The sequence below is a fragment of the Enterobacter sp. E1 genome, assembly GCF_016809815.1.
Classification (GTDB): domain Bacteria; phylum Pseudomonadota; class Gammaproteobacteria; order Enterobacterales; family Enterobacteriaceae; genus Enterobacter; species Enterobacter adelaidei.
Map to the genome: position 1 here is coordinate 118,169 of NZ_JAFBJM010000009.1, position 23,758 is coordinate 141,926.

Here is a 23,758-nt window from a genome sequence, read left to right on the forward strand (position 1 = left end):
ATGGAGATTGAGAAAGAGCTTATTAGGTGATAGAAAATCAATAAAGATGGAATAAAACGCTTCACTGTTTCAACCGCAACAACAATGAGCTTCGTCTATGGATAAAATTCACGCAATGCAGTTGTTTGTCCGCGTCGCGGAACTGGAGAGTTTTTCCCGCGCGGCAGAAACATTAACGCTGCCAAAAGGCAGCGTTTCTCGGCAAATTCAGGCGCTGGAAAACCGGCTTGGCACCCAGCTGTTGCACCGCACCACGCGTCGCGTCAGCCTGACGCAGGACGGCATGGTCTATTACGAGCGGGCAAAAGATCTGCTGGCAAACCTTGATGAACTCGACGGAATGTTTCAGCACGACCCCTCCAGCATCAGCGGGCGGTTACGCGTGGATATGCCCGTCGCCGTTGCGCGAAATTTAGTCATCCCCAAACTGCCTGTTTTTCTGCAGCACTATCCCGGTATCGAACTGGAACTCAGCAGCAGCGATCGTCTTGTGGATGTGATCCGCGAAGGGTTTGATTGTGTCGTCCGCGTCGGCACACTGAAGGATTCAGGGCTTATCGCGCGTCCGCTGGGCAAACTGTCGGTGATTAACTGCGCCAGCCCGGATTATCTGGCGCGTTTTGGCTACCCGGAAACGCTGGACGATTTAGGCTCACATGCCGTCATTCATTACGCTGCCATGCTGGGCAACCGTCCCCAGGGCTTTGAGTTTTATAACGGCAGTGCGACGCAGTGGATAAAAACGGGCGGGGTGTTAACCGTCAATAGCACGGAAACTTACCAGGCTGCCTGCCTCGCCGGGTTGGGCATTATTCAGGTTCCGCGGGTTGGCGTACGCGATTTACTGCGCGCGAAGAAACTGATTGAGATCCTCCCGCAATACAAGGCCGAACCGATGCCTGTCTCTCTGATTTATCCCCATCGCCGTAACCTCTCCCGCCGGGTACATCTGTTTATGGAGTGGCTTACCGAACTTACAAAAGCTTATGTGGATTAGTCGCAAGCTATAATTCAATTACATCCAGCCAAACGAAAAGGAAAAGACGCGTGACGCCGGAAAACAACCCGCAACGACCCACCCAACAGTTAGATTATGATCCCATCAAAAAGATGGAAACCGGGCCCGAAGAGGCCAAATCGCCAGGCACCGCCAGCAAAGCGCTGGGAACCGTCACCGGTATCGCCGCAAGAATTCAGCAGTTTCCCATGGTGGCGCATCTGATACGTGCGGCCGAACGCTTCAATGACCGCATGGGAAACCAGTTTGGTGCCGCCATCACCTATTTTTCCTTCCTGTCGATGATCCCGATCCTGATGGTGTCGTTTGCGGCGGCCGGTTTCGTGCTCGCGTCGCACCCGACGCTACTGCAGGATATTTTCAATAAGATCCTGAATAACGTCAGCGACCCGACCCTTGCCAGCACGCTCAAAAGCACCATCAATACTGCCGTCCAACAGCGTACCACCGTCGGTATCGCTGGCTTGCTGATTGCCCTTTACTCCGGCGTTAACTGGATGGGCAACCTGCGCGAGGCCATTCGCGCCCAGTCGCGCGAGGTATGGGAGCGTAAGCCTCAGGATCAGGAAAAAATTTGGATTAAGTATATTCGTGACTTTGTTTCGCTGATTGGCCTGCTTGTCGCACTCATCGTCACGCTCTCGATTACTTCTGTTGCAGGCTCCGCGCAGCAGATGATTATCTCCGCGCTTTATCTCGATTATATCGAGTGGCTAAAACCCGCCTGGCGCGGCATTGGTCTGGCGATTTCCATCTTCGCTAACTACCTGCTGTTCTTCTGGATCTTCTGGCGCCTGCCGCGTCATCGTCCGCGCAAGAAGGCGCTGATCCGTGGAACATTGATTGCGGCGATAGGCTTTGAGGTGATCAAAATTGTGATGACCTGGACCCTGCCGGCGCTGGTTAAATCCCCTTCTGGCGCGGCGTTTGGTTCAGTACTGGGGTTGATGGCGTTCTTCTACTTCTTCGCCCGCCTGACGCTGTTCTGCGCAGCGTGGATTGCCACCGCTCAGTACAAAGATGACCCAAGGATGCCGGGGAAAACGCATCGGTAATCCCTCTCCCGGGCTGAAATCTCAGCCCGATTCATCATTTCAGCATATAAATCCAGTCCGTAACTTTTATTTAACCGAAAACCAGTTTAATTGACTGATATTTAAAATCTGTGAAGCATTTCATAGACGTGTTTTGGCTGGTCTGAAAATTATCCGCTTTTTGTTGCTTTTATCACCAGCCAACAGCTTTGTTACAGATTGAAATGTCGCTTTTGCTGTGCGTAATATGGCCTTTCGTTCGACAAAAAATAAGAAAATATTATGCAAGCAACAGCCACAACACTCGACTCTGGTGCAGAAAACGTTCCGGTAAATTCGCGCAATAAAGTTGTCGTCGCATCGCTGATTGGCACCGCCATCGAGTTCTTCGACTTTTACATTTATGCCACCGCTGCGGTCATCGTCTTCCCGCATATTTTCTTCCCACAGGGAGACCCGACGGCAGCCACGCTACAATCTCTGGCTACCTTTGCTATCGCGTTTGTTGCCCGTCCGATTGGCTCTGCCCTGTTTGGGCATTTTGGCGATCGCATTGGGCGTAAAGTCACCCTGGTGGCCTCATTGCTGACGATGGGGATCTCCACCGTGGCCATCGGTCTGCTGCCAACTTACGAAACTATCGGCATTCTGGCCCCGGTTCTGCTGGCGCTGGCGCGTTTTGGTCAGGGTCTGGGGCTGGGGGGTGAATGGGGTGGCGCTGCGCTGCTGGCGACCGAGAACGCACCGGCGCGTAAACGTGCGCTGTATGGTTCATTCCCGCAGCTTGGCGCACCCATTGGCTTCTTCTTTGCCAACGGGACGTTCCTGCTGCTCTCCTGGCTGCTCACAGATGAACAGTTCATGAGCTGGGGCTGGCGTATCCCGTTTGTGTTCTCTGCCGTACTGGTGCTGATTGGTCTGTATGTCCGCGTTTCTTTGCATGAAACCCCTGTTTTCGCGAAAGTTGCCGCCGAGAAAAAACAGGTGAAAGTACCGCTGGGCACGCTGCTGACCAAACATGTCCGCGTGACCGTGCTGGGCACGTTTATCATGCTGGCGACTTATACCCTGTTCTACATCATGACCGTTTACTCCATGACGTTCAGTACCGCCGCCGCGCCGGTTGGGCTGGGCCTGCCGCGTAACGAAGTGCTGTGGATGCTGATGATGGCGGTGATTGGGTTTGGTGTGATGGTACCGATTGCGGGTCTGCTGGCGGATAAATTTGGTCGCCGCGCAAGCATGATTGTGATCACCACGCTGATCATTCTGTTTGCACTGTTCGTCTTCCCGCCGCTGCTGGGTTCCGGTAGTCCGGCGCTGGTGATGGCCTACCTGCTGATTGGCCTGAGCCTGATGGGGCTGACCTTCGGCCCGATGGGCGCGCTGCTGCCGGAGCTGTTCCCGACGGAAGTGCGTTATACCGGCGCGTCGTTCTCTTACAACGTCTCCTCCATTCTGGGCGCGTCCGTTGCGCCGTACATCGCGACCTGGTTACAGGCAAACTATGGTCTGTTCTATGTCGGTGTCTATCTGGCAGCTATGGCAGCGCTGACGCTGATTGCACTGCTGCTGACGCACGAGACGAAGCACCAGGCTCTGTAAGCTAATGCCGGGTGGCGGCTACGCCTTACTCGGCCTACGATTCAAATGTAGGCCGGGTAAGCGCAGCGCCACCCGGCAATAACAGGCTGCACCTTACTTCTTCATCTGTGACAAAATGGTCCGACACTGATTCGCCTCGCCCTCTGACGGCGATATCAACGCCAGTAGCGCTGCGGCTGGGGTAACCAGCGTCGCAAGCGCCGCAGCCACCGCACCGCGCGCAATCAGCGGTCCGGGCTTCACACCCGCCTGGGGGTTTTTGAAGGTGCCGCGCACATAAAGCGGCGAGCGCAGGGTGATGATACGAATCCCCTTACTTTCCGGATCGATCGTCAAATCAAGCTGCTCGGAGGCCATGCTGGCGGTACCGGTCACGTTAATGACTGCGTTTTCCGTGTCAAAGGCAAAAATCTGCGGGCGTGCCACGCCGTTAACCAGATCCAGATTGGCCGCCGCGCAGTTCACCCGCACCTCGTCGTCACCGAAGATTTGCCCGATAACGTAGTTACCGACGTTCAACCCCAGGATCTCCATCAGGTTGCGGCTCACCAGCCCGTCGTTCATCAGCAGTTTGAGGTTGCCATTACTGCTTCCCAGCAGGGCCGCCACTGAATTCCCTACCCCGCGAATGTCGGCATCACCGTTCATTTCGCCGAGGGTTTTCTGCATTAACTCCACGTTCGGCATCAGCGCTTTCAGCTTAAGCCTGCGGGCCTGAATATCGGCTCGTCCCTGCATCGGCTTTTTATCGCCTTCCAGGTGAATGTTCGAGGAAATTGTCCCGCCTGCCATGCCAAACTTCAGCGGCTGCAGGCGCAGGTCGGCATTCTGGAGGAGAATATGGGTCGAAAGGTTGCTGATCGGCAGCGTGCTGCCGTGTTCAATTTTGCCGCCTTTGAAGCGTACATCCGCATCCATTGCATTCCACTTGTCGGTCTCAAAGCGGTCGTAGGGCAGCACTTTCCCCGCGGGCTGGAGGTCTTTCTTCACCTCTTTTGACTTCGTACCTTTACCGGAATCAATACCTATCAGCGGGCCTAAGTCGGCCAGACGCAGCTGGCGGGACTCGACATCCCCTTCCAGTTTCGGACGCGGTTTTCCGGTGGTGTAAGTCAGTGAGCCGTGAATATCACTATCACCAATACGACCGTTGAAACCCCGGTAATCAAATACCGACGATTTTTCCGCGCCGATTTTCGCCACCAGATGGCCGTCGGTCTCAAACGGCGGCGTATCCGGCAGTAATACGCCAGTGAGCTGATACAATTCGCCCAGCGAATCGCCGGCAAACTTCAGCTGCAGATCGACGCCCCCCATGTTCATCGGATCGTTGACCGTCCCCACGAACGCCACGCGGGTGTTACCGGAACGGAAATCCGCCTGCACCGGGAACGGCGTGCCTTCGCTCCGGAGTGCCAGCATGCCGCCTATTTTCCCTTTACCGCTGAGAGGTTGATCGTTGTAGCGTCCCTTTGCCGTCAGGCCAAATACGTAATCACCCACGCTGGCGTTGTCGCCTTTCGCTTTGCTGCCAGTCACTTCGCTAAACGGTAATGGTTTGCCCAGCGGATCAACCAGGATCTCCACCTCCGCCCTGCTGACCTTATCGTCGATGGCGATCCGCCCGCGATCGAAAAGAATATTGTCGAGACGGAATGACCAGGAAGAAGGCTGGGCATTCGGATCTTTTTCGCTGTCGCTGGCAAGGTTGAACGTCCAGTTGTTGTTTTTTTCAGAGAGGCGAATCAGCCGCGCATCGGGCTGCTGAAGCTTGATCCACGGCAGATAGACCGTTTTGGACAATAGCGCTAACGGGGCCAGTGTGGCTTCAACGCGGGGCAGATGCACCATGGTGACATCCGGGATATCTGGCGGGTTGCCGAGGATGATGTCGTCGGCGTGAACATGTGGCCAGGGGATCCAGCTTCGCCAGCCGGTCTCCTCTTTCTGACGTTCCCAAACCACCCCTAAATCACCGCGTATGGCGAAGGGGCGGTTCAGCTCGGTTGAGACTTTCTGGTTGATGGTCGGCTTAAGACGGTTCCAGTCAAACGTCGCAACAATGACGACGAAAACCACGATCAACAACAAGAAAATCCCTGCTACCCAGGAGATTACCCTGGCTGTTTTTGTCATTGTTTTCCCCTTTCCTGATGACCTGTCCTGTAAAACTATAGTTCAGACAAAGGGAAGCTGGCTTATCAGAGGGTCGTTATCACGTTATCGAGGTGATCCATGGGGACCGGGCGAGAGAGGAAATAGCCTTGCGCCGCCGCTGCAGGAGAGTTTTGCACATCACGCCACTCTTCCAGCGTTTCCACGCCTTCAACAATCACCCCCTGGCAATAGCGGTTCATCAGCTGTAATAACAGCGTAAACAGATTCCGCCCTTCAGAGGTCTGGCGCAGCATTATGAACAGCTCGCGGGCCACTTTAATGTAGTCATAATGCACTTCACTCAGGGCAGAGAAGTTCGCCATGCCAGTGCCAAAATCATCCAGCCACAGCGGGCCATACTCACATATTGAAGCAAACGAAGAGTCCTGCGGCAGTCGAACATGCTCGACCAGCTCAAAGCGCATCCATGGCAGGGTGGCGATCAATTCCTGCAATTTCGCATTCTGACGCAGCGCCAGCAGAGTTGGGCCATCAACGTTCACCGAGGCGAGGATATCATTCTGCTCGAAAAAGGCCTGCTTCGTCGCCAGCATACGGAGCTGTTCTTCCAGCACATCCAGGCGCTGGCGAACGGCAACTTCGGCAAAATAGCGATCCGGTGCGATACGCTGAGAAGGGTTTGATGGATGCGTGACGACGGTCAAAATTTCAATTGCCATCAGCCGACCATCAGTCCGGTAGATCGGCTGATAGGTGTACGCGCGCTCACATTGCAGCCAGTAGCGATGCTCCTGCAAGTTCTCAATACTTGCCTCAGGCGTAGTGCTCAGCCGCTGGATAACCTGCTCTGACTTCATTTCAGATGTCCTGTTGTTGGGATAGCCTTTCTGGACTCGTCACAGGATTATCGGCGCAACAATTGAGAACTTTATGTTCAATTCACGGGGAAAATGAAATTAAGATGACAGAAATGAACAGGAACACGCGCTGGCTCAAACAAAATAATGGAACGTTGTTTTAATATAGTTGACCAGTTAATTCACTCAGCGCAAACTACCGATAATTACTCTGTTCAGGTTCACGACTATGTCCAAAAAAATTGCCGTGATTGGCGAATGCATGATTGAGCTGTTACAAAAAGGCGCGGAAGTCAGCCGCGGATTTGGTGGCGATACGTTAAACACATCCGTTTATATTGCCCGTCAGGTTGCACCTGAGGCACTCGCCGTGAACTACGTCACCGCACTGGGCACGGATAATTTTAGCCAGCAAATGCTGGACGCCTGGCAGAGTGAACACGTTGAAACCTCGCTGATCCAGCGTATGGAGAACCGCCTCCCGGGGCTCTACTACATCGAAACCGACAGCACCGGCGAGCGTACGTTCTATTACTGGCGTAACGAAGCCGCGGCCAAATTCTGGCTTGAGAGCGATGCAGCCGCGGCCATCTGTGAAAAATTGGCCACGTTTGATTATCTCTATCTGAGCGGGATCAGCCTGGCGATCCTGAGCCCCACCAGCCGTGAAAAGCTGCTTTCGCTGCTGCGCGAATGCCGCGCCAACGGCGGGAAGGTCATTTTCGATAACAACTACCGTCCGCGCCTGTGGGCCAGCCGCGAAGAGACGCAGCAGGTCTATCAGCAGATGCTGCAGTGCACCGACATCGCGTTCCTGACGCTCGACGATGAAGACGCCCTCTGGGGTGAGAAACCGGTAGAAGACGTGATTGCGCGCACGCAGGCGGCTGGCGTAAGCGAAGTGGTGATCAAGCGCGGCGCAGATTCATGCCTGGTCGCAGTTGCGGGTGAAGCGGTGATTGACGTCCCGGCGGTGAAGCTTGCCAAAGAGAAAGTGATTGATACCACGGCGGCGGGAGACTCATTCAGCGCGGGCTATCTGGCGGTACGTTTGACGGGCGGAAGCCCGGAAGCGGCGGCACAGCGTGGGCATCTGACGGCCAGCACCGTGATTCAGTATCGCGGGGCGATTATTCCGCGTGAGGCGATGCCTGTTTAAGTAAGGCGCGGGCTGACACCCTCTCCACAGTGAGAGGGTGTGTTAACGTATTAATTACTGCCCCTGCGGTATATCCGTCGCATCCTGATGTAAATCATCAGTCGTGGTAGCCTGCACCGGCTGCGGTGCGGTAGCCATAATGGAATCCCAGGTCGTCTGAAGTTCCTTCATGTCATATTCCGGCTCGCCTTTTGGCTGCAGCAGGACCAACGCCATTTCCTGCGACAGCTGCTGACGCAAGTCCTGATTTAACATATCGACGGTCAGACCGTTAAGGAAATCCTGGCGAAGTTTCTGGTACTGTTCTGGTGCAATATCCACCACCTGATTTTGCAGGGAGCGAATACGCTGACTGATCAGGATATCGGTATCGGCGCGAGCGTAGGTTGCAAACAGCTTCTGCAGCTCGAGTTTTTTCTGCGCCACGAGAGCATTGAACTCGTCTTCAGAGAGACCCTCTTTGCGCACTTTCGCCAGCTCTTTCGCAACCACACCCAGATTCGCATTCAGCTTATCGCCCGGCGATTCAACGTTAATGGCACACTGTGCACGCTGGAACAGCACACGACAGTCAAAACCAAGACCGATATTCTTCACACTGTTCTTACTGAGCGTCTGCTGAACGTGCCAGAACAACGCTTCACGCGCCAGATCGGCACGCCAGTAGCGCAACAGCGCCGCGGACTCACGAATTGGCTGCCAGGCGTTATCCCACATGACGGAAAGTCGGTCCTGACGGACGGTGTCCGTCATAATGCTGACGGGTTCTGTGCGCAGTGGAGAGAGCGTCGGGACAGGTGCTGGCGTTTCACGTTTGCCTTTCAAATCACCAAACGCTTTGTTGATCTGCTCAACCACCGCGCGGCTGTCCACGTTACCCACTACGATCAGCGTCATCGCATCCGGGGTATACCATTTCTGGTAGAACGATTTTACCTGTTCAGCATCCACCGGTTGTTTCAATGGTTCGGCCGGATCATGCCCAAGCAACGTGGAGCCTTTCAGGCGATAACGCCACCAACCCTCTTTGGTATCCACAGGCCAGGTCGCCACCATGTCACTGTTGCTCAGGGCATAGTTAACGGTATCCGGCGTAATCGCCAGATTGCCAGAGGCATCGGAGAGATACGTCAGGGCTTCTTTGAGCAAATCGTTGCGGTTATTTGGCAGGCTCAGGTTAAACATGGTGTAGTCATACGAGACAACAGCCGGAGGAAGTGGGCGTTTCGGATCGATGGCCTGTTGCCAAAGAGAACGCACCTGAACCGCTTGCAGACTGCCGCTCTGAGTGAGCGCCAGCCGGGGAATAAAGTGGCTAAACCCAGTTTGCTGGGTGCTCTCCGCGAGAGAGCCGGTATTGACGGACAGACGGATTTCAATACGGTCGCTGGGACGTTGTGGGGTGGCTAAAACCTGCCACTGAAAACCGTTCGCTAATGTCCCTTGTTGCCAGGCCGGGTCTGGCTGGAGCGCATCTGCCTGCACATAACTGGCTGCTGCCATCATCAGCAAACCGCCGGTTAAGAGTCGAATTTTTGTGCCCTGCATGTGAACCCCTGATCAACATTCCTGGTTAAAAAAGAGTGCCTCGCGACGCGCCACACTCTTAAAGATGACGATGAAAATACGTCAATTAGACCGCGCGTTCGGCAAAACGTCACGGTCAGAAGTGAAATATACCCAAAAAAAATCTTGTCGAATTATGACAGGTATGAACAGTTATTATGCGCAGGAGCCCGCATTCCGACAAGGGAATACGGGCATTTGTGACAAGTTTAAGAGGTTAAGCCAGGATTTTTGCTGTCGGTTGAACGGTTATTCAGAGTGTCGTCGAGCTTTTTGTGATCCAGCTCTTTCACCCATTTCGCCACGACCACCGTGGCTACGCCGTTACCCACCAGGTTGGTTAACGCACGCGCCTCGGACATGAAGCGGTCAATACCCAGAATCAATGCCAGACCCGCCACCGGCAGGTGGCCCACTGCGGAAATGGTGGCTGCCAGCACGATAAAGCCACTGCCGGTTACGCCCGCCGCACCTTTAGAAGAGAGCAGGAGCACCACCAGCAGGGTAATCTGATGGAAAATATCCATGTGACTGTTGGTCGCCTGAGCGATAAACACAGCCGCCATCGTCAGGTATATCGAGGTTCCATCAAGGTTGAAGGAGTAACCCGTCGGGATCACCAGACCGACCACCGATTTCCGGCACCCCAGTTTCTCCATCTTATCGAGCATACGCGGCAGCGCCGATTCTGAAGAAGAAGTCCCCAGAACAATCAGCAGCTCTTCACGGATGTAGCGGATGAATTTGAAAATACTGAAGCCTGTCGCGCGAGCGATAGAACCCAGTACCACGACCACGAAAAGGATACAGGTGATATAGAAGCAGATAATCAGCTGACCCAGCTGCACCAGCGTACCGACGCCATATTTACCGATGGTAAAGGCCATCGCACCGAAAGCACCAATCGGCGCCAGGCGCATGATCATATTGATGATGCCGAAGATCACCTGCGAGAAGCTTTCAATCACATTGAAAATAAGCTGACCTTTGCTGCCAAGACGGTGCAGGGCGAAGCCAAACATGACCGCAAACAGCAGCACCTGCAGGATGTTTCCGCTGGCGAACGCGCCGATGACGCTGCCAGGTATTACGTCCAGCAGGAAGGCGACGACGCCCTGATCCTTCGCCTGCTCGGCATAAACCGCGACTGCTTTGGCATCCAGCGTTGATGGGTCAACGTTCATTCCCGCGCCTGGCTGCACCACGTTAACAATAATAAGACCGATAATCAGCGCGAGGGTACTGACCACCTCGAAATACAGAAGTGCCACAGCGCCGGTACGCCCCACCGCCTTCATGCTTTCCATGCCAGCGATGCCCGTCACTACCGTACAGAAAATCACCGGGGCGATGACCATTTTGATGAGCTTAACGAACGCGTCGCCAAGCGGTTTCATTTGTGCGCCCAGTTCAGGGTAATAGTGACCCAGCAGAATACCGATGGCGATGGCTGTCAGGACCTGGAAATAAAGACTTTTAAAGAGAGAGGTTTTCATAAGGTGTCCTTGGGAAGAAAAACCACAGGCTTTGTAAGGTTATGGTTAACCTGCGGCTTTAAAATAACACCCACATAACAGGACAGAAATAAACTCAGTTCAAATTTGAAACACAAATGTTAAGAACTTTGAGCTGACTCGCACAAGCCAGCAACAAAATTACACTTTTGCGTTATTGTCAGGGCCAGAAAGGTATCGTTGTTCAAAGACATCCGAAGGAACAGCAGGGGCAAAAAGGAAGCCTTGTCCGCTCTCCACGCCCGCTTCTGCCAGCCAGACGCGTTGCGCTTCGGTTTCAATTCCTTCGGCAATAAGATGCAGATTCAGGCTGCGCGCCATCTGGATAATGGCCTGCACCATGCTGCTGTCGCCCGGCAGGCCGTCGACAAACGCTTTGTCAATTTTTAGCACATCCACCGGGAGGGTCTTCATGTGCTGAAGCTGACGTAGCCCGGCGTATCCCATGCCAAAATCGTCCAGCGCAATGCGAATGCCGGCATTGCGCAGCGGTTTCAGGATCGCGACCGCCTCATTAGGGTCGTCAATGCGTCGGCTCTCAGTGACTTCCAGGGTTAACGTATCAGGCTTGATTCGGTAACGATGGATCAGCTCCAGCATCTCTGAAACCATGGTCGGGTGCATAAGCTGCAGGGCTGACAAATTGACCGACAGCGGCAGCGTTACCCCGCGCTCCTGCCAGGCAGCTAGCTGACGGCAGGACTCTTCAAGCACCCAGTAACCGACGGTGACCATCAGACCACAGGATTCGATCCGCTCAATCAGCCCCTCCGGTAGCTCCCATGAGCCATCCGGCTGCTGCACACGCAGTAACGCCTCAGCGCTTTTCACTTCTCCCGTCAGCAAGTTCACCTGCGGCTGTAACCAGAGGGCAAACTGGCGGTTATCCAGCGCGGTCAGAATGTCGCTCTCTTCAGTCAGGCGCTGTTGCGCCTTTTCCATCTGTTCCGGGTCGAAGAACTGGATCTGATTTTTCCCTTTGCGCCGGGCGGTAAACGCCGCCGAGAACGCGCGACGATATAGCTGTTCCGCGGTCAAGTCGCCATAGTACATCGCGATGCCGATGCTGGCGCTTGGACGAAGCTGGATACCCTGAACAGGCAACCGTTCATTAATGACAGTGAGTACTTGCTGACCTAATGTGATCGCATGCCAGGGCTCTTTCACACCGTTGGCAATAATGACCAGGTCATAACCGCTGACCTGGGTCAGTACCATGCGAGGAGCAATAACAGACTTCACTTTTTCCACCAGCGTCAGGAGCAGTATTTCGCGCTGGCTCTCCTTGAGCACGCCAGCCGTGTCCTGCAGGGTCTCGCAGGCGACGACCATCAGCGCCGTGGTTTGCTGACGCGCAACGGTCTGCTCCAGCATCGCCATCAAAAAGGCTTTATTGGGAAGCTCGGACACCGGGAAGCGGGTGGCGCTGTTGCTTAACTCATCCTGTTGGCGCTGGATTCGCTGCTGATTGAGGTTATAACTGCGCACCAGCATACCAATTTCATCGTCATGATGAAGACGCGGTACTTTCAGTTGATGACCCATCTGGTCCTGTGGAGAGAGCGTGTTCAGCTCCCGGGCAATATGGCGCAACGGATGGACGATCAGCCGGTTGATACACCAGGTCAGCGCGACGCTCAGAATGAGTGTCATAAGTAAGCAAGTGGTCACTAACGTAACTACCCAGCTCATGACGAACTTATACATGCGGTATGAGTCCGCCTGTAAAACCAGATAGGCCAACGGCTGCGGATTAGCAGGACGCTCAAGCGAATAGACTGGCAGTGAAATCTGCACCGGCAGTTCAAACAGGCGCATCACCATCATTGGGACCGGGCGTTCCGGGATAAAGCTCATCCGCAGCGCCTGGAACTGGTTGGGCAATACAACATCGGCCCGGCTAACAATACCGGCCGGCTGAATGCGTTTCAGAATGGTTTCCGCTTCGGGAATATCCCCTTTCAGAATAGAGGCGGAGAGTGGGCCTCGCACCGAGCGGGCGATACTTTCTAACTGCGAAGCCGTGTTATAGCGATTCTGCTGTACAGAATGAAACAGCAAAATTACGCAAAAGAGCAGGACAAACAGCATGGTGACGGCAGACACCATCGCCATCTGTTTGATCGTTAAAGAACGGCTGACACGCAAAATGACTCTCCACAAAACTCGAAGCGCAGGGCGCACCAGGGTGTAAACCTGGCGCGCCTGAGTATACCCGATTGCTACGCTATTAAGAGAGACTTACAAATGGATTAAGGAAAATCCGATTACCAGTCCGCGTAAGGGATAAGCGGCTGCGGCGGTAAGTCCATATCGCCCTGCCAGCCTGCAGCAGAGTAGCGTACATACAGCAACGCATGGCTTGGGGTATAGTCTTTCGCTTGCTGAATATCCACGCCCATGCCTACAAACCAGTTGGAGGTCACCCGGCGTTCGATAATGGCTCGTGCGGTATAACCCGTACCCGAAGAGCTGCTGCCCGTTTCGGGATTATGCTTATCGGTATACATCGGGTCACCATTAGCATCCACCTGGTTATCCGGGATGAGACTCTGGATAGGATAACGCATGCCGTCTTTGGTTTTTGAGTGAGACCAGGATACCGAGCCACCCAACTCCCAGGACCAGTTTTCCGTGCGTTTACGCCAGGTCACCGGCAAGGCGAAGGAGACATACTCCTGCGGGCTGTAGTAGCCGCCCTGACCCAGAGAATATCCGCTCAGATCTTTATCGTAGTGCCACAGCATGTTGGAGACACCGACCGTCAGGCGCTCATTGTTTTGATTAATCAGCTTGTAGTAGTAACCCGTCATCCAGCGGACGCGCCAGTTATCTTCCACATTTTTCCCCGTCAGCGTTTCCGCATTCAGGCTCGACCAGACGCCGTTCGCCTCACCTTTGTCATAGCTGATACTCACACCACCACCCGTAGCGCGTACGCCACCCCACGTGGTGCCGGTATTTGTGTCCTTTTGCCCGCCAAAGGCCAGCAGAGAGCTGGAAATTGGCCGGCGATGGGCGTTAACGGTATAGCCGATAGGCCCCAGATCGCTGCTGTAACTGACACCGCCCACCACGTCGACGACATCAAAGCCCATTGGCGTGGTACCAATATCCATCGCCCAGGTTTTATTCTGCCAGCCAACGGCGACGCTCGCGCCATTGTCTGACTGATGGGTGTTGCCACTACACGGTGTTGCAGAACAGGTACCCCAGGTCGGATCGTACTTCCCGTCCTTCGTCTCAAACGATCCGGCGTCCATATTGACCAGATCGCTGCGGAAGAACATACGCCCATCAGAGAGCGGGGCATCAACCTGCAGCATGGTGGTGTGCGCTTTCAGATCGGAATAACCGCCCGTACCGCTGGAGCCCCAGTAATCATGTTGCAGCGTGACGTTAACATCCTGCTGGCGGTACAAATCACCGGCGTCACTACGCACGCCGCGCTTCAGCCAGTCATCTTTTTCGTCATTACGCGTCAAACGGGTGAAGCTGTCGTTGTCGGTCGGGCGCGTCGTCGTGATGCCAGACGAGACCATCGCATCTTTATAGGTATCCAGCGCCTGCTGAGGTTGGCCGTTTTGTGCCTGGAAACGCGCAGCATCACGTAATACCAGCGCGTTTTCCATGGAACCGGGTTGCGATTTGGCCTGCGGGATGATTTTGTTGAATGTTTGTTCTGCGGCAGCGGAATCACCCAGACCGGCCTGCGCCATCGCAATCCGGCGTTGCATATTGAGCGATAACGGCTGACCATTTTGTGCGGCTGGCAATTTTGCCAGCTCGGCGCGCGCGGCATCCTTATCACCTTGCGCACTGTAAATTTCAGTCAGACCGAGAAGCGCATCTTCGTTCTGCGGCTCACGCTGCAACACGGCACTGTAAGCCGTTTTTGCCTCATTAAGATCGCCGCGCTGCTGTGCCCAGTCTGCCAGGGTTAAGTCAATTCGAGTGGAGGTCGGTTGCTGGCGAAGGAGATTTTCTGCCTCCTGCTCTTTGCCGCTGTCGCGCAGGCGGTTGGCGGTTTCCAGCACCTGGTTACTTTGCAGGCGGTCGGCCAGTTCCTGAATGTTACTATTCCACTGGTTACGCGGAAGCGTGTCCAGATGCGCCAGGGCAGCCCGGTCCTGATCGTTTCCGGAAAGATACAGTCCGCTGGCATACACCTGATCCGGGTCAGACGGTTTCTGGCTGGCAAGCTGACGCATCAGGGTATCCGCCTGGCTACGCTGGCCCGCGCTGTAGAGATCGCGCGACAGTCGGTATGTTATCCACACGTCGCCAGGAGAGAGTGCCAGACGGCGACGCTGAATTTCTGCTGCCTGGGCGTATTTACCCTGATTCTCCAGCTGTTCTGCCTGGGCCGAAAGCTGCTCGTTGGTCAGGCTACGTTCAATATCATCAATGCTCCGGCGCTGGCTGGCAGACAGCGACTGGATAAACTGCGAGGCTTTCTCCGGCGACTGCGCGCGGTAAATATTGGCCAGTCCGCGAACCGCATTGCTGTTGCCGCTATCCATACGTAACGCCTGGCGATAATAACGTTCTGCCGCGTCGTTATCTTTACGCGCGGCTGCGGCATCTCCCAGCCCCAGTACGGCATAACTGTCGGTATTGTCTATATTACGTGCCTGCTGATAGTAACGCTCTGCCTGCGCCGGGTTATTCGCCTTCAGCGCCGCATCCCCCTGCTGGATCAGCAGCCAGTAACGGTTGACCTTCAGCAAACTGTCCCATTTACCCCGGTTATCACTCTGCGGATCGAGCGCAATCGCCTTTTCAAACTGTGCCACTGCGCGGGCGCGATCGCCTTTCTGGGAATAAGCCTGCCCCAGGGCCCCCACCGCCTCACTGTCGGCATGGTTGGCGCTGACGGCTTTTTGCAGCTCAGCTACCGCCTTACCGCTCTGTCCGGCATCCACCGCGGCCAGCCCTTCCGCTTTCGCACGGAACGCCGGGTCAGCAAGCTGTTTTTGTTGTGCTTCAAGCTGTGAGCGTGCCGCCGCGACATTATCACCGTCGCTGAACACGCTCAGATATTTTTGCAACGCGCTCACGCTGGCGCTGCTGGCAGGCTGGCCTTTTATCTGCTCATACCACAAATCTGACGCCTGATTACGGCCATTGGTGGATTTGGCCATTTCCTGCAACACCGCAAAGCCTTCATCGCGCCGTCCGCTCTGGAACAGAAGCTGAGACAGCGTCGCCTGCAGCTGCGTATTTCCGGGGCTGCTGGTATTTATTTTCTTGAGCTGGTTAATCGCTGCATTACGGCGGGCAGGATCTTTCGCCACGACATTCCAGTATTCCGTCGCCAGATCGCCACTCGGTGGGTTGCCGTCAAACAGCTTGTCATAGGCGGCAATCGCCTCCTGAGTGTGCCCCGTCGTAGCAAGCAATCTGGCCTGCTGTAGCTGCTGGCGGCCATCAGGGGTGGAGAGCAACATCGTATTACGTGATGACTGATAAACACTGGAGCCCGGTGCGATCCCTTTCAGACGATCAAGCTCTTTTTGCGCACCAGCGGTATCACCCTGACGAAGCAGGTAACGAAAGCGTGCGGCGATGACGTCAGGGTTGTTCGGGTCAATCAGCTCAAGGCGATAGAGTGACTGTCGAACCAAATCCTCACGCTGAGTTGATTCACCCAGCCGAACCTGTTCCAGCAGTTGTCTCTGCTGCGGAGAGTTAGCGGCCTGAGCCAACGGCATCAATGCCAGGCCAAGCGATAAACTGAGTAGATTTACTGTGAACTTGCGCATTCCTGGCCCCAATCCGGTATTAATTCACCTTTAGCGGTGAAGCGAAAACGATGCTGATCCCATCCTTGCCCAAAGAGGGTCAGTACGTAACTGTAATAGGCATTATTATCGGGAAAATGGTCTGCAACGCGCTGGCGCTGAACCGCCTGGGCATCACGCTGTTGTAAAAAAGGTAGCATAGCGGCAGAGAAACCGACCGGGCCTTTACCCGTGCGTTTTCCACTCGCCACATCCATTTTCTCCGGCGGCACACCGTGTTTCGTTGTCATTGCCGCCATTGGCTGGAAGCGCGTCAGGAGCCGGGCCTTCTGGGGATCGTTATCACTCATCATCCCCACCCAGAGGTAGACGCGAATAGCGTCGTAGCCTCCTACCAGCGTCTTATCCTGCTGTAACCGCCAGCCTTTGTTTTTCTGATACTGCACCCAGTCCGGCGAAAAACCTTTCGGCGCACTCTCCAGCAGCAAACGGAGATTGGTTTCACGAAGGGTCGTCCACGGAGCACCGAAGCGCGTGAAATAGCTCGCTAACTGCGGAGGTAAATAACTGGGGTTGAAGCGCCAGCTTTTCTCTTCGGCAAACCCCACTTTGCCGGGAAGCAACATCGCGCCGAGACCGGGCACTTTTACCACTTCCTCGCTGGCAATGCGTTTAAGCAGTGCTTTACCCGTGCGGGTATACTCCGGATGCTTCCACAACCGGCCCGCTTCGAGCAGTGACCATGCTATCCAGACATCGGCATCTGAGGCGGAATTGGTATCAATAACGGCCCAGTTTTCTTTGTCTTTCTGTCCCCATAGCCAGGCCGGCAGGTGGTCATTGAGAGTGCCACTGGCAAGGTTATCGCGCGTCCACGTCAGCAACAGGTCAAACGCTTTGCGATCGTTAGCGGCCAGGGCAAAGAACAAGGCGTAGCTTTGCCCTTCCGACGTCGTAATTTTGCGCGTGTCACTGGGATCAATGACACGCCCGCCCTCACTGATGTAATCCTTTTTAAACTGCTCCCAGGCAGGCCAGGTACAGGCGGCGCGAAGAGGAAGCGCCGCCAGCATCAACGCTGCTAATGCACACCAGCGAAAGGCTTTCATCACATCTTACTCATCCGGGTTCAGGCGACGACGGCTAATGATACGCAGCAGACGCCACAGCACCCACGCCAGCAGAACCACACTGACCGCGGCCAGGATGGCGAGCAGAACCGGATGGTTAGCCAGCGCATACCACAGACGTTCGAACCATGGCAGATGACCGACGTAATACACATCACCTACGCGCAGGCTATTGACGCCAGACTCACGTATTACCGATACCGAACCAAACATCGCGGCACGTTTACCGCTGTCGTTCATCGCGGTATTGAGCAGTTCATACCCACGCGGGCTGTCCGCGAGGAGAGCCACAACGCTACGCTGCTCGTTGTAAGGTGACTGGAAGCCCACCACTGCGGCCATGGCTCCCCGAGACGTTACGGCCGTCTGCACGCTGGCCTGGCGATCGTTAACATCAGGCATGATGCTCGGGAACTCGGTCTGGCGCATCGGGGTGTTAACCCACGACTGAGCCGCTTTCACCAGCAGATCGATACGTTTATCATCCTTCAGCTTATCCGGGATGGTACCGATCAGCATGATGTCTGCATCTTTGTTTTGGATCTGGCTACCATCATCAGTCAACGTGACGTTAATTGCCGGTAAGCCCGTTTGTGCTCCGACGGTCGCCATGGTATCCAGCAGCGTTGTCACCTGCCCTTCATTTGGCGCTTTTGGCATAACGACAATGGATTCAGAGAGATCGGCCATACGGCTGAACGGGAAGCCCGCATTAGCAAATGCACGCAGATCCGGCATCGCCAGGAAGTGATAATACTTCGAGAAGTCGATGGTCGATTCATCACCAATCACGACGTGGTTCTGTACAGGCTGGAAGGTCACGCAGTTATCTATCGAACCGCCTGGCATCGGGTTCATGTACTGGAAATCAAAGCGCAGCTGGTTTACCGCACCCAGCTTCAGCGCCGGGATAGAGACATCCGTTTTACCGTCCAGCAGCCCCTGCAATACCGGCAGACGAAGCATCAGTCGGTTTGTATCCTGCGTGCTTTGCAGGCTGAACGATTGCAGGAACTGGTTGTTCAGGCTGATGTCCATGCGCGAGCTATCTTTCGTTACCGGCGCGGTGTAACGGTAATTCAGATTGATATCAATCCCGTTGGTACGCAGCAGGTACAGATCCGGCGGCAGATTCAGTGACAGGCTAATTGGCGCAGGCTCAAGACCGGTCGCCTGCAGCTGTTCTTCATACGTTTTCAGCTCACCAAACGTCACTGCGCGGTCGGTACGTACCCAATTTGGCGCATCATAAGGTTTACGCGCCAGCAGTGGTTTAACTTCATCCACAACAACACTGCTACCGCGGAACAGGACATTGCCCTGGGCAATCGCTTTTGCAGCCTGTACCAGATCTTTATCATCACGACCAAAGACCACCAGCAGCTTCACGTACGGGTTATCCGGGTGGCTTACCATTTCAATGGTTGGCGCTTTGACGTCTGGATGCTCGCGCAGGAAAGCGGGTCGTTTGGCATTGGTCGCAAAGACGATGGCGTTTCTGTCCGGCATTTTATCGTACATCACCGGGAAGCTCTGCCCGCGCCAGCCGGAACGCGAACCAAACCAGGATGCCACAATCGTGGCCGCGAGTTGCTCAGTCACATCCGGGGAAGAGGCAAAGACCATCGGCAGGGTTAGCGGACGGTTGTCGCGCGGGTCAAAGAACGGAATGGGGAACGCTGAGAGATCGTTTTTCAGCGCCAGTGACTGGTAGGTCATCTGCAGCGAGGAGTTGCGTCCCACATCCATCCACAGCGTGTTGCTGGCCGGGTTTTCACAGACATCACGGTAATGACCGACAAACTCCAGACGGATACGGTTAAAGTCGGTGATAAACAGCGGATTGATCGGCACCTGAGCCTGTGTTTTTTTACCCAGCTGCTCTTTCGTGACGGGCAGAACGTCCATCAGCTCATCATTCAGGTAAACCTTCAGCTGAGACTGCACCGGCAACAGCGACGGCGATGGGGTGTATTCAAGGTTCAGCACCGCATTAGAGATGACCTCATCGCTGCGCATACCAAATTCAATACCGCCGTTAGGGTTGATGCCGCGCAGCACCATACTTCCCGGAGGGGGCGCAATTTGCGCAAAGGTCAGCTTCACGTCACGTGACGGGGCATTGTCCGCGACAACGGGCGCATTTGCGCCCCGAACGCCCGGCATCACCTGCCCGATGACCTGGCTGTCTGCCGGCAGGGTGTTCCCCTCCGTTGGCTGGTTAGGAGTGATATTTTCTGTTTGACCGGGTGCCGCAGTGACAACCGCATCGGTTGCTTGCGCGACGACAGGCACCGTTGGCGCAGGCGTTGCCGCTGCGTTATCAGGTGCTGCATTAGCCATTGTTGCGGGGATTGCACTCATCCCCATTGCCACTGCACATAACCAGGAAAGTTTTGTTTTCATCGCGTTATCATCATTGTTGAGCCATAACCGGGTCCGCCTGCTTCGCCTCATCCCGCTCAGGACGACGAGGAATGAACGACACGACCCAGGAAACCAGCGAAGTAAGTGACCGGAAAATTATTTTCACCGACGACGGGGCAAATTCTGCAAGGTGACGATAGCCACGGAACCCCAGCTTCAGAATATCCAGCAGGCTTTCCAGAGGTTTATCTTCCGGGAAGCTGTCCTGCCAGAGAGCCCACGTATCCGCGCGGGCAAACGTACACTGCACAAAATCAATATGCTGCTTTTTGGTCAACGGCATCAGCTGCAGACCGACTTCATCCCCGGCAACACGAACAACTTGCGTCGGGAAGACATACTCCTGCTGGCCGCGTTTAAGCAGCAGGTTAACTTTTTGCCCTTCCAGCACTTTCGCCTGACCGTTGATTTTGATCCCAAGACCACCGTCAGAGAAGTCGTGCACGGTACAGGAGAAGAGATGTCCATCTTCACGGGCAAGCGCTGCAGGCATACAGATTTCAACACGATGCGCACGACGTACCTGCTTGCTCTCTACAGACACGGCAACTGCGCCACCGAGGATAATCAGGTTGTAGAACACCCATGCCATACTCACAAACACGGTCAGGATCTCGTTTTCCGGGCCATAGAAGTAGCGCCAGATACCCGCGATAACGCCAACGATGTTCAGCAATACCAGGAAGATATACGGACGGGAGATCACCCAGTCGACGTATTCCTCTTCCACCAGACCGCCCTTCGCGGTGACGTTAAATTTACCTTTGTGCGGGTTAATCAGCGCCACCATCGTTGGCGGGGCGATATACCAGGCCAGCACCGTTTCGTAGATTTCACTCCAGAATGAATGGCGGTATTTACCCTGAATCTTCGAGTTCGTCAGGCTCGCGTGGATCATGTGCGGCAAAACAAACAGCGCAATCATCAGCGCCGGGGCGTAGATGATGTAAGCATGAAGAAGCAGGAAGGCCAGTGGCGCAGTCAGGAAGATTAGCCGCGGGATACCGGACAAGAAGTGGAACATGGCGTTGACGTAGCAGAGACGCTGCGCCAACTTGAGCCCTTTCCCAATCAGGGGGTTATCGAGACGGAAAATCTGCACCATGCCGCGTGCCCAGCGAATACGCTGGCCAATGTGCGCCGACAGTGACTCCGTTGCCAGACCGGCAGCCTGTGGAATACGCATATAGGCAGAGGTATAACCACGACGGTGCAGACGCAGCGAGGTATGCGCATCTTCGGTGACCGTTTCAACCGCAATACCCCCAATTTCATCCAGCGGTTTGCGGCGGATAACCGCACAGGAGCCGCAGAAGAAGGTGGCATCCCACATGTCGTTCCCGTCCTGTACCAGGCCATAGAACAGCGTGCCTTCGTTCGGGGTTTTACGGAAACGGCCGAGGTTACGTTCAAACGGATCTGGCGAGAAGAAGTGGTGCGGCGTCTGCATCATCGCCAGCTCTTTCTCTTTCAGGAACCAGCCCATGGTCATCTGCAGGAACGAGCGCGTCGGCACGTGGTCGCAGTCAAAGATCGAGACAAACTCGCCTGTGGCATACTTCAGCGCGTTGTTGATGTTCCCGGCTTTAGCATGCTCGTGAGTTGGACGGGCGATGTACTCTACGCCCACCTCTTCCGCAAACTGGCGGAACGCCGGACGGTTGCCGTCGTCGAGGATCCAGACTTTGAGTTTATCTTTTGGCCAGTCGATACCCAGCGCGGCATAAATGGTGTTTTTCACCACGCTCAGATCTTCGTTGTAGGTGGGCACAAAGAGATCAACCGACGGCCACTGCGCGGTATCTTTTGGCAGCGGAACCGGCTGGCGGTTGAGCGGCCAGATCACCTGGAAATAGCCCAGCACCAGTACAATCCACGCGTAGGTTTCTGCAAACAGCAGTATCAGACCGCACACCAGGCTGACCGGATCGTCCCAGTTCAACGTTGAGGTATAACGCCACCAGATGTAACGGCAGGAGACGGTCAACGACAATACAATCAGCATCAGGGCTGAGAAACGCCCCGGAATACGGCGAACCAGCAATGCCACGCCCCACAGCAGGATCAGGAAGGTGAACTGTGCCAGCGGGTTAAAGGGTTGCGTAATACAGACCAGCGCCAGGATGAGCGAGAAGACGACGATCACGCCGAGAATAAAACGCCGCAAGCCCGGGTGAAGATGCCCGAGCTCTTTATGGTTGTCCAGATGGCTGGTCTTATCGGTAACGCTATCGGGCAATTTATCCAGCCACTGATGGTACCGCTCACGTAACTGCTGAACGCGAGAGAAGCTGCGCCAGTGCGGCACTTTTTTCTCCGACCGGGGGGACGTTGCCACCAACCAGATGGCCTGAATAAGATATCGCGCCGGATCCAAAGGCCGTGGCCGGTCCGGGTTAATATGCGGATATAACTCACTGTGCCGTGCACGTATGCGCTGCCAGCGCGGGTGTTCGAGTGGAATGAACATCCAGGCCAGAATCATCCAGAAACAGCCGAGCGCCGCGCTAAATGACGAAGCGCCATGCCGGCGAAAATGCCGGTAATGTTCGCTCAAACGCGAACTGACCGGCGGGATGAGTAACCAGCTGGCGAGACGACTCATACCGAATTCCCCGCAGGGTCCGCCGCGTTGGCGAAGTTCAACAGACACCAGTTAGCCAGTGTCAGAATTTCTTCTGCCGCCAGTGAATCGCTGCGGTATTCCCCGAGCGGTTGCTTAGAGGCGAGGCATTCTGCCATTCCCTCATCACGATGGATGACAATCGGAAGCAAGCGGCGCTGGCTTTGCAGCCACACCTGATACAGATCGTCCTGGATCTGGCTGCCAATGCGTAAATCGTTAATCAGAATATGTCCATTCTGAGGCAGCCCTTGCTGATGCAAACGGATATGGCAATTCGCATCGACGTTCACGATCGAGAGGACATGATCGCACTGCGCGATAAGCTGTCGGGTCAGCGTGCCGGAGCCATGCGGCAGATCCAGCAGGATCCATTTATAGTGCCCTTTTTCTTTCAGGCTCTGCAGCGCAAGCGTGAATTGCGAAAAAAGACGCTGATAAGCCGCCTCATTTTCGCGTTCCGCAGTGGTCAATTGACCAAAAGGCAGTAAATCAAGCTGGGAGGTATAACGCATACCCGCATCCCGCCAGTCTTTATCATCGAGCAGCGCGCGGGCCCACCCCTCCTCACGTGTAAAGTCGACGTTAAACGACATACGCAGCAAATTATCGGCGCAGGCGTCAATAACCAGCACCGACTCACCTAAAAGCTGTAATGACCACGCCAGCGCCGCAGTCACGGATGTGGTACCCACCCCGCCACGGATGCCTTGTAATCCGAGTATGGCCATCAATGGCTCCCTTATTGTTGATGGGCAAATTCAGCTAATAACGGCCAACGTTTAATAGCCGCAGCCAACTGTTCCCGCTGGGAAATATCGGTGTAATCTATTTCAGGTAAAGAAAAGGCCTGCGTAAGCGCCAGAAAATCATTCTGGAATGTGTAACCCAGGGTTGAGTCGACTGGGGTACCGGGTTCATTATTATCCATTCTCTTCCATCCCTTTGAGTAAAATCGCATGT

15 protein-coding genes are annotated in these 23,758 nt (G+C 54.9%); 4 read left to right on the top strand and 11 right to left on the bottom strand.

The annotated features are described in order from the left end of the window. Positions 1 to 97: 97 nt before the first annotated feature. The 3 genes from JGF26_RS18945 to JGF26_RS18955 all read left to right on the top strand — a co-directional run bounded on the left by JGF26_RS18945 (position 98) and on the right by JGF26_RS18955 (position 3,657). Positions 98 to 997, top strand: coding sequence for a LysR family transcriptional regulator (locus tag JGF26_RS18945; RefSeq protein ID WP_134708524.1), 900 nt, complete (start codon positions 98 to 100; stop codon positions 995 to 997). 50 nt (positions 998 to 1,047) lie between these two features. Continuing rightward, entirely contained in the window at positions 1,048 to 2,073 is a 1,026-nt protein-coding gene (gene yhjD / locus JGF26_RS18950; protein ID WP_028018348.1) for an inner membrane protein YhjD, read from the top strand. A 261-nt stretch (positions 2,074 to 2,334) separates the two neighbouring features. After that, on the top strand, positions 2,335 to 3,657 hold the full coding sequence (locus JGF26_RS18955) for an MFS transporter (protein ID WP_028018349.1): 1,323 nt from the start codon (positions 2,335 to 2,337) through the stop codon (positions 3,655 to 3,657). 93 nt (positions 3,658 to 3,750) lie between these two features. Here the strand turns inward: JGF26_RS18955 and JGF26_RS18960 are convergent, their stop codons facing one another. Together JGF26_RS18960 and pdeH are read right to left on the bottom strand one after the other, a co-directional pair. Continuing rightward, the gene (locus tag JGF26_RS18960) at positions 3,751 to 5,793 is read right to left on the bottom strand and encodes an AsmA family protein (protein ID WP_028018350.1); all 2,043 of its coding nucleotides are present in this window, start codon (positions 5,791 to 5,793) and stop codon (positions 3,751 to 3,753) included. 65 nt (positions 5,794 to 5,858) lie between these two features. Beyond that, positions 5,859 to 6,632: a cyclic-guanylate-specific phosphodiesterase gene (gene pdeH / locus JGF26_RS18965; protein ID WP_028018351.1), complete on the bottom strand. Its 774-nt coding sequence runs from the start codon at positions 6,630 to 6,632 to the stop codon at positions 5,859 to 5,861. 229 nt (positions 6,633 to 6,861) lie between these two features. Here pdeH and JGF26_RS18970 point away from each other — a divergent pair, with 229 nt between their 5' ends. Further along, complete coding sequence (locus tag JGF26_RS18970) at positions 6,862 to 7,791, top strand: sugar kinase (protein WP_134708523.1); 930 nt, start codon at positions 6,862 to 6,864, stop codon at positions 7,789 to 7,791. Between the two features lie 54 nt (positions 7,792 to 7,845). Here the strand turns inward: JGF26_RS18970 and JGF26_RS18975 are convergent, their stop codons facing one another. From JGF26_RS18975 to bcsR, 9 genes are all read right to left on the bottom strand, one after another. Continuing rightward, positions 7,846 to 9,339: a pitrilysin family protein gene (locus tag JGF26_RS18975; RefSeq protein ID WP_028018353.1), complete on the bottom strand. Its 1,494-nt coding sequence runs from the start codon at positions 9,337 to 9,339 to the stop codon at positions 7,846 to 7,848. Between the two features lie 227 nt (positions 9,340 to 9,566). Next, a complete protein-coding gene (locus JGF26_RS18980) occupies positions 9,567 to 10,853 on the bottom strand; it encodes a dicarboxylate/amino acid:cation symporter (protein WP_028018354.1) in 1,287 nt (428 codons plus the stop codon). A 159-nt stretch (positions 10,854 to 11,012) separates the two neighbouring features. Continuing rightward, positions 11,013 to 13,019 (bottom strand): biofilm formation regulator HmsP, encoded by a 2,007-nt coding sequence (gene hmsP, locus JGF26_RS18985; protein WP_028018355.1) that lies wholly within the window; start codon positions 13,017 to 13,019, stop codon positions 11,013 to 11,015. Positions 13,020 to 13,138: 119 nt separating this feature from the next. Then, the gene (gene bcsC, locus JGF26_RS18990) at positions 13,139 to 16,636 is read right to left on the bottom strand and encodes a cellulose synthase complex outer membrane protein BcsC (protein WP_134708522.1); all 3,498 of its coding nucleotides are present in this window, start codon (positions 16,634 to 16,636) and stop codon (positions 13,139 to 13,141) included. Continuing rightward, positions 16,618 to 17,724, bottom strand: a complete 1,107-nt coding sequence (gene bcsZ / locus JGF26_RS18995; protein ID WP_134708549.1) for a cellulose synthase complex periplasmic endoglucanase BcsZ — start codon at positions 17,722 to 17,724, stop codon at positions 16,618 to 16,620. The genes bcsC and bcsZ overlap by 19 nt, the downstream gene beginning before the upstream one ends. 6 nt (positions 17,725 to 17,730) lie before the next feature. Beyond that, positions 17,731 to 20,151, bottom strand: a complete 2,421-nt coding sequence (gene bcsB / locus JGF26_RS19000; protein WP_134708521.1) for a cellulose biosynthesis cyclic di-GMP-binding regulatory protein BcsB — start codon at positions 20,149 to 20,151, stop codon at positions 17,731 to 17,733. Positions 20,152 to 20,161: 10 nt separating this feature from the next. Next, positions 20,162 to 22,777: a UDP-forming cellulose synthase catalytic subunit gene (bcsA, locus tag JGF26_RS19005; protein WP_134708520.1), complete on the bottom strand. Its 2,616-nt coding sequence runs from the start codon at positions 22,775 to 22,777 to the stop codon at positions 20,162 to 20,164. Then, complete coding sequence (bcsQ, locus tag JGF26_RS19010) at positions 22,774 to 23,526, bottom strand: cellulose biosynthesis protein BcsQ (RefSeq protein ID WP_129324563.1); 753 nt, start codon at positions 23,524 to 23,526, stop codon at positions 22,774 to 22,776. The genes bcsA and bcsQ overlap by 4 nt, the downstream gene beginning before the upstream one ends. Positions 23,527 to 23,537: 11 nt before the next feature. Beyond that, on the bottom strand, positions 23,538 to 23,726 hold the full coding sequence (gene bcsR / locus JGF26_RS19015; RefSeq protein WP_008503237.1) for a cellulose biosynthesis protein BcsR: 189 nt from the start codon (positions 23,724 to 23,726) through the stop codon (positions 23,538 to 23,540). Positions 23,727 to 23,758 lie beyond the last annotated feature (32 nt).